Below are 11,101 nucleotides of genomic sequence, written 5' to 3'. Positions count from 1 at the left end.
TGTCGGCGGTTTCCAGGATTCGATGCGATGCGGCGGCTCGGGTGGTCTCGAGCATGGCTTCGCCGTGGCGCAGGCTGGAGGTGACATATCGTGGCGCGACCCGCCGCAGCAGCGGGGCCAGCGGTGTCACGACCCGGTACAGCAGGACATAACTTCTGGTCTTCGCTTTGGTGCCGGGCAGCGGCAGGATGAACGCCGGCCGGAACATGTATGCCCGTGGGGTGAGTTCCAGCAGGGTGTTCTCGACCTCGCCTTTGACCCGGGCCCACATCATGCGGGAGGCGCCTGTGCCGTCGGTGCCGGCGCCGGAGACGTAGCAGAACGTAAGCCCGGGATTGGCCGCCAGCGTGCGGGCGACGGCGAGGGTGACATCGTGGGTGATTGCGCGGTAGTCGGTTTCGCCCATGCCCAGCGCCGAGGTTCCCAGACAGAAGAAGCAGGCGTCGTAGCCGGCCAGCCGGGACCGGATGGGTGTGAAGTCGGTGAAATCCGTGTGGCCGATCTCGCGGAGTTTCGGATGAGTGCGGCCGGTCGGCGTACGGCCGATCACGAGGACCTCGGTGACTGCGTCCTCGCGCAGGCATGCCTCCAGAACTCCTTGACCCACCATGCCGGTGGCGCCGAAGACGATGATGCGCACTGAGTTTCCTGTTCGGTGTCGTGATCGGACGGTCAGTCGATGGGATAGGTGATTCCGGTCAGCTCTTCGGAGACCTGCCACAGCCGGCGTTGCAGGTCGGCGTCGTGGGACTGCTTGCTCGATTCGACACGTTCGGGGTGGCCCTGGATCCCGCCGGGGCCGCCGGGCCCGTAGTACTGCCCGCCCCGCACCTCGGGGTCGGTCGCGGCACGCAGGGTGGCCAGCGCGCCCATCTGCGCCGACTGGGACATCAGCCGCATGGCCGGCACCCGGATCACCGCCGGCAGGTGGCGGCCCAGCTCGGTGTTCGCCCCGCCCGGGTGGGCGGCCACCGCGATCGTGTCCTGCCCGGCGGCGCTCACTATACGGAACGCACGCCCCGTTTGCTGGTGGGATAGCGCACAGGAGGTGCCCCGATGGCCGAGACCGCCAAACCGCTACGCGCCGACGCGGCCCGCAACCGGGAACTGGTACTCGAAACGGCGTACGCGACCTTCGCCGCCGAGGGGCTGTCCGTGCCCATCGACGAGATCGCCCGCCGCGCAGGCGTCGGAGCCGGCACCGTCTACCGGCACTTCCCCACTAAAAACGCTCTGTTCTCGGCCGTCATCCAACATCGCCTCCAGCAGGTCGCAACTGCTGGACGCACTCTGCTCGACACCGGTGAACCCGGTGCAGCCCTGTTCGGTTTCATCCGGGCCATGGCCGTGGACTGGGCCGCGGCCGACCAAGGGCTGAACCAGGTCATCGCCGGCGACGGCATCGACCTCGACCGGATCGCCCCCGACGCGGAAGCCCAATTCCTGGCGCTGCCAGGCCGTACAGAGCCACACCCCCGATGTCGCCGAACGCGTCATCGACCTCATCCTCGCCGGGCTCCGGCCCAACCCCAACACCGGGCGTCATGAGCGGACAAACCGTCCCTAGATGGCCACCCCGGCTGCTCCTCCGGCCTGGTCCTCGGAGCGCTGGCGCCAGAGGCGATCCCGGCATCGCGGTCAGTCGTCCCCGCTGACCGCGATGTACTGCAGACCCACCAGAAGCGCATGCCTGCTGCGATCAGCAGCATCGCGGGAGCAGCCACGCCGCCCCATGTTGCTGTGGGCCGGACGTCCCGCCGCTAGCGGGACGTCCCGGTCACTGCCGCGCAAGCGGTCGAGCACGAAGCGCATACGGCTGGGTCGGCGGGTACGAAAAAGGTTGGACCGGGTTCGGTCGAGGTTGATAGCGTGCGCGAGACCGTGACATCACGCGAGGAGGTGAGACCCCATGAACGCAACAACCATGTGGGTGCTCCCACTCGTGTTCACGGTTCGGCGATCGTCGTAGGTGTCGCCGGGAGCGCCTGAGCAAGGCAATCCCGAAAGGCAACACCATGCATTTCACCTCTGAGACCTCATCGGACGGGGTCATCGAACGTACCTTCATCCTGGACGGGATCACCGGCGTGCTCTGGTCGCCCGCATCCGGAACCACCGGCGCACCACTGCTGTTGTCGGGGCATGCCGGCGGCATGCACAAGAAGGCGCCCGGACTACTGGCCGGCGCACTCCATTGCGTGACGACCTACGGATTCACCGTCGCCGCCGTCGACGCGCCCGGCCACGGCGACCGGCCACGCAACCAGCAGGATCAACGGTGGGCCGAGGCAATTCATGCGGCTCTGGCAGCGGACGAGCCGATCGCCCCGATCGTCGTCGAATACAACAGGTCGCTGGCGGAGCGTGCGGTGCCGGAATGGCAGGCGGCCCTCGATGCCCTGCAGGCATTGCCCGAGATCGGCGCCGAGACGCCGATCGGCTTCGGCGGTATGACGTTGGGTGTCGTGACCGGGCTGCTTTTGGCGGCGGCCGATTCCCGGATCGCCGCCCTGAGCCTGGGTGGAGTTTTCGTGGACGACGCGCTGATCGAGGCGGCGAGGAAGGTCACCGTCCCGGTCGAGTACCGGATTCCGTGGGACGACGAGAACATGGACCGCGACTCCGGGGTCGCGCTGTTCGACGCCATCGCGTCGAAGGAGAAGACCCTGCACGCCCATCCGGGCCGCTACAACCAGGTGCCCGAATACGAGCGTGACAGCTCGGCCCGGTTCTTCGCCCGCCATCTCGGCGGGGTCGCGGAAACGGTTTCGTACTGAGGTAACCGGGTATCGGCGTCCGGGCCCGCACGGACGCCGATACCGTGCCCGCCGCCGGGAACTCATCCGGTACGGGGCGACACCGCTGTGCGAGACCGAGGTGCATGACTGAACCGCCGGTTCCCACCATCACCTGCGGTTCCCGGACCCGCTCGCAGCCCGAAGCGCATGCCCGCGCCGGACGGCTCGCGTCGGCCCTGGTGGATGCCGGTATCGGCCGCGGGGATCGAGTGGCGGTGATGGCTCGCAACGATATCGAATTCCTGGAAGCCTCCCTGGCGATCGCCGCCGCCGGGGCGAACCCGGTACCCATCAATACGCGGTGGCGGGCGGCGGAAGTCGCGCATGTGCTCTCGGACAGCGCGGCGCGAACAGGGTCCGATTCTGTTGCCGGAACCGCCTGACGTCCGAAGGGGGCGACGGCCCAATGTCTCGGATTCACGGACCGCCGCCCCCGCAAGTTCGGACGGGATGGCCCGGTGAAACTCATCGGCCGGGCCGGGATTTCTTTCGGCACAGCTCCCCGTGTCGTGCGCCTGGACAAGGTGTATGCAGGTCAGGACGCATCTCGCACCTCGGCAACCGGCGGGAGAAAATTCACCGTGGCGTCGCTCAGCGGCTGTCCGGAGCTGCCAGAGTCGGGCGGTATGGGTGTTGTGCGTAGCGCCGCCTCCGGCTGCGCTCTGGTCATGGGTCTCGTTCTGCTCGCCGGATGTTCCGGGTCCGGTGAACCCGCCGCCCCACCCGGAACGGTGCCGCTGGTCTCCACCGCCGACCTCCCGGCCGCCGGGCCGGGCGAGGTGCATCTGTTCGGGTTCAACGACCTGCACGGCCACCTCGAACCCCCGGAGGCGAGCAACGGACTGGTCGGTGAATACACCGCGGGCGGGGCCGCGTATCTGTCCGCTCACCTGCAACGGCTGCGGACCGCCTATCCGGACAGCGCGGTCCTGTCGGCCGGCGACAATATCGGCGCCGCCCCGCTGGTGTCGTCGCTGTTCCACGACGAACCGACCGTATCCTTCCTGAACCGGGTCGGCGTCGCCGCTTCGGCGGTGGGCAACCATGAACTCGACCACGGGGTACTGGAACTGGCCCGCCTGAGCAAGGGCGGATGTGCGCCGGACGGGTGTGTACCGGGCGAACCGTTCACCGGCGCGGATTTCGCTTTCCTGGCCGCGAACCTCACCGACGCCCGCGGCGCGGTGCCCCCGGAGGTGCGGCCGTGGACGATGGTCGAGGTGGGTGGGCACAAGATCGGGGTGGTCGGCACCGTCACCCCCGACACCGTGAACCTGGTCTTCCCCGAGGGTATCCGCGGCTACACCTTCGGCGATCAGGCCGACGCCATCAACAAGTACGTACCCGCCATGCAGGAGGCCGGCGCGGAGACCGTGGTGGCGTTGGTGCACGACGGCGGCGCCCAGGGCACCCCGCCCGAGACCACCGACTACAACGGCTGCGCCGATATCGGTCCCGATGTTCCCGACCTGGCCGCGCGCACCGATCCGGCGGTTCAGGTCCTGCTCACCGCACACAGCCATCAGCCCTACGTCTGCGAGTTCGGCGGGAAGGTGGTGACCCAGGGCTCGTCCTACGGGCGGTTGATCACCGATATCACGCTGCGTTTCGAGGATGGGCGGGTTTCGGCGAGGGCGGTGAACCGGGTGGTCACCCGCGATATCGAGCCCGATCCGGCCGTCACCGCGATGATCGACTACTACGCCGGACAGGCCGCGCCCCGCGCCGAACGGGTGGTCGGCACCGCCACCGCGCCGCTGGCCCGGGGTAGCGCCACCGGCGAATCCCCCCTGGGCGCGGTGATCGCCGACGCCATGCTCGAGGCCACCGACGATTCCGCGCAGGCGGTGGCGGCGTTCATGAATCCCGGTGGTGTGCGGTCCGATATCGATCCAGGACCGATCACCTACGGAAACATCTACGAGACCCAGCCCTTCGGCAATCAGGTGGTGACGCTGACCCTCACCGGTCGCCAGATCCTCGATCTGCTGGAACAACAGTGGGACAACACGAGCAAACCGGCGATTCTGTCGGTGGCGGGCCTCACCTACGCCTATGACGAGGCGGCGGCACCGGGCGACAAGGTGATCGAGGGTTCGGTGCGGATCGCCGGCCGGCCGGTGAACGAGGTCGCGGTCTACCGGGTGAGCACCAACAATTTCCTCGCCTCCGGCGGTGACGGTTTCACCGTTTTCACCCGCGGTACCGATACCGCGGTCGGACCCACCGATCTGGACGCGCTGGAAACCTATCTGCGTGATCGCGGGCCGGTGGCGGCGCCGGAAGAGCGCATCCAACGCCGCTGAGTTTCCGTTCCGCACGGTGAGAATAATTAATGAGCGCTGTGATTGTGTTCACAGAAATAGTTGCGTGTCGCAAGGAACCTGCAATTTCGTCACGGTGAAATCCATCGCCGCCCCGCGGTTCGAAAAGCGGCGTCGCACATTCGACAACCATCGGGCAATTGATACGAACCAATTCACGAACGTCCCGGCGAACTGAAATCATCTGCGGGTTCCCGCTGTCCGGGATTCATGGAACCGATTCACTGGGCCGTCGGGCCAATGTCCGGCTAATGACAGTAATTCCGCGGAACTCTCTCATTCACAATGATTCCCCCACGTCGCGGAACATTTGCTTCGCCGGTCTCGGTGCGTAGTACTGTCGTGCCGCGGCGAGCCCAACTCAGGGCAGCCGAAATTCTGGGGAGGATTTTCAGTCATGAAATTCGGAAAGTTCAGTGCTGTCGCGTTCATGGCCGTCGCGGCCGTCGGTATCACCGCCGGCGCGGCGAATGCGGCGCCCGCACCCGCGACAGAGGGCGTTTCGACCGCCGGTGTGCAGCAGGGGATCGGCTACGAGTCCACGCTTTCCAGTGATGCCCGCGAGGTGAGCACCCATGTCGACGCGGGTGCGTTCGCGCTCACCGACAACGGCACCACCGTCACTCTGACCGCCGCCGACGGCGCGGAGGTCACCCAATTCCCGCTGACCTTCCAGGTGGCGGGCCGCTCGATCCCGGTCGGGCACGACATCGCCGACAACGGGCAGACGCTGACGCTGACACCGCAGGTGAGCCCCGGCGATATCGCCGAGCTGAAGAACATCGGCTCCTTCGACCGGTTCATCGACCAGGCCAATCAGAACATCGTCGGCATGATCGCCGGTGGTGTGATCGGCGGATTCATCGGCGGACTGGTGGGTCTCGGGATCTTCAGCCTCATCACGGCGCCGGTCGGAATGGTGACCGGCGCGCTGGTCGGCGGTGCCGCGCTGGGCGGGCAGCCGTTCATCGATGCGCTGACCGCAGTGGCGACGGGTCAGCCCTGACCTCGACGAGTCACGAGTGAGGGGATGCACCCGGTGGGTGCATCCCCTTCTCTTGTGCCCGGGCCGGGATCACCCCGGCTTCACCACTGTCCGTCCTGGACCGGTTTGTCGTTCAGGTGGTACGTGGGCAGGGGCGCTTCCAGCGGGGCGTCCGGTTCGGACTCGGGGAACCAGTCGCCGCTGGCCTGCACGGCGGTCAGATCGGGGGCGGGCGGGAGATCCCCGGCGTCGGCGTCGTAATAGTCGAACCACGGCAGCCCCTGTGCCGCATACGCTTGCGCGGTCACCGGAGTGGGTGGGGCGGGTTCCCCGGTGATCTCCTGCCATTCGGCCGCCGACGCGAGATGGACGAAAACCCGGCCGTGGGCTTCCGCGCGGTAGTCCCCGACAGGCCGGGTGTCCTCGAAGATCTGCTGCCGCATCCGCCCACCGGCACCCAGCCCCATCGGAGACGCTCCCGGCCGGCGTGGCGCCGCACCGGGTTCCGCCGGCGCCGCACCGGCCGGGGCCTGCGCGAGCGGCGCCGAGCCGTACCCTGCCCCCGGCAGTGTGTTCGCCCGCCGCCGCATTTCCGCGCGGCGGGCCCGAGCGGCTTCCTGTTCCCGGTCCCAGGCCTCGCGCGCCGCGGCGGTGAGCCCGTGCACCGCCAATTGGACCCCGCCCCACTGCTCACTACCGGTGACCTGCCCCTCGACCGTCGCACCGAGACCGAGCGGCAGCGCGACGAATTGACGGACGGTGCCGTGACCGGAGTTGATGCCGTCCAGCCACGGCTGCCGCGGCAGCGGCACATAGTTCTGGGGGTCGCGGGTGAGCGTGCCGGACCAGGGATTCCCGGATACCGCGCACACCTTCCCGACTCCGATCTTCAACGCGGTGGGCACGGTCGCGCCGAACCGCAGCCACATCGCTTCACGCTGGTACACCGGCAACATCACCCCGCCCCGCTCCCGCCACTGCTCGGGGACGGTATCCGGGTAGTCCGCGACCCTCCGCAGCGGGAACGACCCCAACCCCGGCGGAAGCGGATAGGTCCCCTCCTCGGGCAGTCGCAGCGTCCGCACGAACCGGACCCGGGCGCCACCGGGCAGTTCCAGAGAGTCGCCGGTCAGATGTATTTCCGTCATCGCAGGTCCCACCCGTATCTGTCGATCTGTGTTGTCACTGGATCACCACCGGCAGGACTGCCCGGCCGGACCGGATATCTGGATCAGAAAGGCGAATCCACACATCATGAGGACGATTCCCACGCTACTCGCCAGAACCCGAAGCCGGCCGATCCTTTCGGCCGTCCACAGCCGGGCGAGTAGCAGAAGTCCTGCTGCCAGCATGGTCACGGCACCGGCAACCTGAAACCCCTGTGCGGCAGCGAATTTCGCTCGGGCCGAACCACCGTGCGCGCTGTCGCAGTAATCCATGACTCCGCCGGTGAAGATCACGTGCCCGCCCAGGTAGATCGCGGGCCCGAGAAGGACAGAAGCAACAACGTAGGTCAAGGCGAAATGGACCGGACGTTCGAGCGGTTTCACCTCGTCAGAGTAGGCCTCGGGTGGATCGCCCGATACCGGGCGAGGCTAGGGCGCAACGGAAGTGCGCAGGATGTTGCGCGGGGCGGGGCCGAGTGCGAGGCCGATCTCGTCCAGCCCGACAGGGTCGGCGACGAGGTCGTGCCAGGGCCGGTGGCCGAGGGTCGCGGTGAGGAAATCCACGGCGCGGACGAGGTGGCGAGGCTCGTAGTTGTGCACCCCGGTGAGTGTCAGCCAGCCCCGGACGACCGCTTCGGGATCCACGTTTACGGCCGGTCCCGGGGTGACCGATCCGGCGAGGACCAGGGTGCCGCCGAGGTCGAGCCGGGACAGCGCGGTGGCCACGGCGGAGGCCGAGCCGGAGAAGTCGAAGGCGATATCGACCGGGCCGCCGGTGTCGGGGACCGCGCCGAAGCGGCCGGCCAGTTCGCGGCGTTCCTGGTGCGGGTCGGTGACCTCCACCCGGGCGCCGTGTTCGGCGCAGGCCGCCGCGGCGGTGATCCCGAGCAGCCCGGCACCGCAGATCAGCACCCGGCGCCCGGCCGGCTCACGGGCCGCTTCCAGGGCGGCCATCACGGTCGCGGTGGCACACCCGGCGGGCGCGGCGACCGCGTCGGGCATCGTCTCCGGTACCGATACGGTGGTCACCCCTGCCGGGAGCAGGATGTGCTCGGCGTAACCGCCGGACAGCGGCCAGTCCCCGGTGAACGATTCGTGCCCCACCTTGCGCACCCGCTCGCATTTGGCGGTGAACCCGCGGCGGCAGCGGGCGCACCGGCCGCAGGCCGAGGTCACCGACCAGACGATCCGCTCCCCGGCCTCGCGTTCGGCGCCCGGACCGGCGGCTACTACCTGCCCGACGGCCTCGTGCCCGAGAATCGACGGACATGCCGCACTGCGCCGCCCCGAGACCGTGTGCAGATCGCTGCCGCAGACGGTGGCCAGCCGGACCCGGACCAGCAGTTCACCGGGGCCGGGGTCGGGAATATCGACCTCGCGCACCCGCACCTCGTCGCCGGACCAGATCGCCGCGCGGGTCAGACGACGAGTGAGCGTATCCATCCGGACAACCTTTCGATGGTGTAGACGATGACGAAGACGACGATCACGATCGCGCCCGCGATATCGAAGTTCAGGGTGCGGATGGCCTCGAACAGCAGATAGCCGATACCGCCCGCGCCGACGATGCCCAGCACCGTGGAGGTGCGGATATTGACGTCGAGCAGATACAGGCTCGATCCGATCATCGACGGCACGGTCTGCGGTATGACCGCGGCGAACAGGGTTTTCCACCAGCCGCCGCCCACCGCCCGGACCGCTTCGAGGGGTCCGGGGTCGATCTCCTCCACCCCGTCGGCCACGAGTTTGCCGAGGAAACCGATGGAACCGATGGCCAGCGCGCAGGTTCCGGCGATCGGCCCCAGCCCCAGGGCGGCGACGAACACCACCGCGATGATGAGTTCCGGTACCGCCCGGACGACCAGGATCCAGGCGCGGGCGAACCAGTACAGCACCGGATGCGGCGAAACGTTGGCGGCGCCGAGGATCCCCAGCGGAATCGACAGCACCACGCCGATCGCCGTCGCCACCAGCCCGATGGCGACCGTTTGCAGCGCGGCATCGAACAGTTCCGTGCCGAGGGCCTCGAAGTTCGGCGGAATCATGCGCCCGAAGACCTCGAACGACGGCAACGGCCAGGTGAACAGTTCCCCGAGACCGATATCGAGCACCATCAGGGCGGCCAGTGCGCTCGCCGCCAGCAGGGTGCCGAAGACGAAGCGGGTGACCCGGTCCCGGCGCGGGCCCGCCTGGGAGGGCGTCAGCAGCGTGCGGCGGATGACAATGGTCAGTACTTCCATCGCCGCGATGATCACCAGGATCACGCCCACGATCCCGAGCGCCCGGGGATAGATCAGGCCGCGTAACGCGTCCTGGAGGGCGAATCCGATCCCGCCCGCGCCGACGAATCCGAGCACCACCGACATCCGGAGATTGATATCGATGCGGTAGACGAAGGTGGCGATCCAGGCGGGAACCACCTGCGGGACCACCGCGTTCAGCATTTCCCGGAAATAGCCGGCGCCGGTGGCGCGCACCGCCTCCCGGGGGCCGGGATCGGTCTGCTCGATGGCGTCGGCGAACAGTTTGCCGAGCATTCCGATGGAATGCAGGGCCAGCGCGAGGATTCCGGGCAGCACCCCGATGCCCAGCGCACGGACGAACAGCGCGGCGAACAGCAGATCCGGCATCGCCCGGCAGAAGGTGATGACGGCCCGCGCCACGCCGTACACCGCCGGATGCGGTGTGGTGTTGCGGGCGGCCAGGAAGGCCAGCGGTATCGAGGCCGCGGCCGCGAGCACGGTCCCGAGAATCGCCATGAGCAGGGTTTCGACGGCCAGTGTCGAGATACGGCCGGGGTCGTCCAGCCGCGGCGGCAGCATCCGTTCCAGCAGGGCGGCGATCTCGTCCACCCCGTCGATCAGGGTGGCCGGCGCGAAGTCGATGTACCACGACGCGGCCAGGGTCGCCAGTACCGCGACCAGCGCGCAGGCCCGCAGCGCGACGGTCCGGAGCCCGCGCGGCGCGGCCGGTTCCGGCTTCGCGCGGCGCGGGGCGAGCAGCGTGCTCATCGCGGTTCGGCCGCGTCGGAGCTCGCGGTCGCCGGTTCGACCCGCTGGTAGACCTCCATGACCTCGTCCCGCGACATCCCGACCGCAGGACGGTCGAGTACCTTCTGCCCGCCGCGCAGACCGATCAGCCGGTGCGCCCAGCCCATCGCCAGATCGACCTGGTGCAGGGTGCACAGCACCGTCAGCTTCTCCTCGATACACACCCGGAACAGCAGATCCATCACCACACCCGCGTTCTCCGGGTCCAGTGAGGCCACCGGTTCGTCGGCGAGGAGTACGGCGGGCCGCTGCATCAGCGTGCGAGCGATCGCGACCCGCTGCTGCTGGCCGCCGGAGAGGGTGTCGGCGCGGCGTTCGGCCAGATCGGCCAGCCCGACCCGGTCGAGGTGTTCCAGCGCTTCGGCACGCATCCGCCTGGGATAGGTGAGCGCGCCGTAGCGCGGGAACCGGATCCGCCCGAGCCCGCCGATGAGGACGTTCTCCAGGCAGCTGAGCCGGCCGACGAGGTTGAACTGCTGGAAGACGAACCCCACGTCGCGGCGCAGCGCCCGTAGCCGCGCCCCGGAGGCGAGGTCGACGCGGGTGCCGTCGACCTCGACCTCCCCCGACGTGACCGGATGCAGTCCGTTGAGACACCGCAGCAGCGTCGATTTGCCGGACCCGGAGAGTCCGAGCAGCACGACCATTTCACTGCGGTGTACCTCGAACGACACGTCCTCGAGTGCGGTGGTGGCACCGAACTTCTTGGTGACCGACCGCGCGGAGAGGACGGTGTCGTCTCCGGCGACGGTCGGCCGGTGGGGCGCGGGAGGCATCG

10 protein-coding genes and 2 pseudogenes are annotated in these 11,101 nt (G+C 68.5%); 5 read left to right on the top strand and 7 right to left on the bottom strand.

What is annotated here, in order from left to right; genetic code table 11:
• Both AB0F41_RS18215 and AB0F41_RS18210 read right to left on the bottom strand, forming a co-directional pair.
• The coding region (locus AB0F41_RS18215) for an NAD-dependent epimerase/dehydratase family protein (protein ID WP_357425168.1) at positions 1-640 on the bottom strand (640 nt) is incomplete at its 3' end.
• Between the two features lie 32 nt (positions 641-672).
• Positions 673-993, bottom strand: a pseudogene (locus tag AB0F41_RS18210) (short-chain dehydrogenase); the annotation flags it as partial.
• Positions 994-1,056: 63 nt separating this feature from the next.
• On the opposite strand from AB0F41_RS18210, the pseudogene AB0F41_RS18205 reads away from it, so the two are divergent.
• The 5 genes and pseudogenes from AB0F41_RS18205 to AB0F41_RS18185 all read left to right on the top strand — a co-directional run bounded on the left by AB0F41_RS18205 (position 1,057) and on the right by AB0F41_RS18185 (position 6,128).
• Positions 1,057-1,567: pseudogene (locus AB0F41_RS18205) on the top strand (helix-turn-helix domain-containing protein).
• Positions 1,568-2,015: 448 nt separating this feature from the next.
• Entirely contained in the window at positions 2,016-2,777 is a 762-nt protein-coding gene (locus AB0F41_RS18200) for an alpha/beta hydrolase (RefSeq protein WP_357425166.1), read from the top strand.
• 104 nt (positions 2,778-2,881) lie between these two features.
• A complete protein-coding gene (locus tag AB0F41_RS18195) occupies positions 2,882-3,181 on the top strand; it encodes an AMP-binding protein (protein WP_357425164.1) in 300 nt (99 codons plus the stop codon).
• A gap of 243 nt (positions 3,182-3,424) precedes the next feature.
• Positions 3,425-5,104: a 5'-nucleotidase C-terminal domain-containing protein gene (locus tag AB0F41_RS18190; protein ID WP_357425162.1), complete on the top strand. Its 1,680-nt coding sequence runs from the start codon at positions 3,425-3,427 to the stop codon at positions 5,102-5,104.
• Between the two features lie 415 nt (positions 5,105-5,519).
• Entirely contained in the window at positions 5,520-6,128 is a 609-nt protein-coding gene (locus AB0F41_RS18185; protein ID WP_357425160.1) for a hypothetical protein, read from the top strand.
• A gap of 80 nt (positions 6,129-6,208) precedes the next feature.
• Here the strand turns inward: AB0F41_RS18185 and AB0F41_RS18180 are convergent, their stop codons facing one another.
• From AB0F41_RS18180 to phnC, 5 genes are read right to left on the bottom strand one after another with little or no spacing between them, the layout of a single operon-like run.
• Entirely contained in the window at positions 6,209-7,255 is a 1,047-nt protein-coding gene (locus tag AB0F41_RS18180) for a hypothetical protein (protein WP_357425158.1), read from the bottom strand.
• 42 nt (positions 7,256-7,297) lie between these two features.
• Positions 7,298-7,657, bottom strand: coding sequence for a hypothetical protein (locus AB0F41_RS18175; protein ID WP_357425156.1), 360 nt, complete (start codon positions 7,655-7,657; stop codon positions 7,298-7,300).
• Between the two features lie 45 nt (positions 7,658-7,702).
• Entirely contained in the window at positions 7,703-8,716 is a 1,014-nt protein-coding gene (locus AB0F41_RS18170) for a zinc-binding dehydrogenase (protein WP_357425154.1), read from the bottom strand.
• Positions 8,692-10,284 carry a phosphonate ABC transporter, permease protein PhnE gene (phnE, locus tag AB0F41_RS18165; protein WP_357425153.1) on the bottom strand — a complete coding sequence of 531 codons (1,593 nt, stop codon included), beginning with the start codon at positions 10,282-10,284 and terminating at the stop codon, positions 8,692-8,694. Before phnE ends, AB0F41_RS18170 begins: the two co-directional genes overlap by 25 nt.
• Positions 10,281-11,099, bottom strand: a complete 819-nt coding sequence (gene phnC / locus AB0F41_RS18160) for a phosphonate ABC transporter ATP-binding protein (protein WP_357425151.1) — start codon at positions 11,097-11,099, stop codon at positions 10,281-10,283. The genes phnE and phnC overlap by 4 nt, the downstream gene beginning before the upstream one ends.
• Between the last annotated feature and the right edge of the window lie 2 nt (positions 11,100-11,101).

It is taken from the genome of Nocardia sp. NPDC024068, from assembly GCF_040638875.1.
Classification (GTDB): Bacteria; Actinomycetota; Actinomycetes; order Mycobacteriales; family Mycobacteriaceae; genus Nocardia.
The sequence above is the reverse complement of the archived record's forward strand: the minus strand, read 5'-3'. Positions and strand labels throughout refer to the sequence as shown.